Below are 488 nucleotides of genomic sequence, written 5' to 3'. Positions count from 1 at the left end.
CCCCCACCGCTTGCCCAGGACCGTGCCGAGCGACATCGCCCCCGCCGACCCGAACGCCGCGGCCATCCCGACCGCGTCGACCGTGCCGATGCCCGGCGCCATCACCAGCGCCACCCCGGCCACCGCCGCCAGGCCCGTCACCACGGTCCGGGCCCGCACCCGTTCGGACAGCAGCACCGCCCCCAGCCCGGCCACCAGCAGCGGCCCCACCGAACCGGCGACCGCGGCCATCCCGCCCGGCATCCGGTAGGCGGCGAGGAACAGCAGGGGGAAGAAGGCCCCGATGTTCAGCGCCCCCAGGACCGCCGCGCGCCACCACCAGTCGCCGCGCGGCAGCACGCGGGTGACCGCCAGCAGCAGGAGCCCGGCGGGCAGCGCCCGCATCAGCGCCGTGAACAGCGGGCGGTCGGGCGGCAGGAACTCGGTCGTCACCACATAGGTCCCGCCCCAGAACACCTGGGCCAGCCCGGTGGCCGCCACGGTCAGGC

General features: G+C 77.0%; 1 protein-coding gene. It reads right to left on the bottom strand.

What is annotated here, in order from left to right; genetic code table 11:
- A partial coding sequence (locus tag ACOV8S_RS20015) for an EamA family transporter (RefSeq protein WP_448319160.1) occupies positions 1–486 on the bottom strand: 486 nt, incomplete at its 3' end.
- Between the last annotated feature and the right edge of the window lie 2 nt (positions 487–488).

The sequence above is a fragment of the Streptomyces sp. CO7 genome (assembly GCF_053474865.1).
Note: the sequence above shows the minus strand (reverse complement) of the source record. Positions and strands in the feature narration are given on the sequence as shown.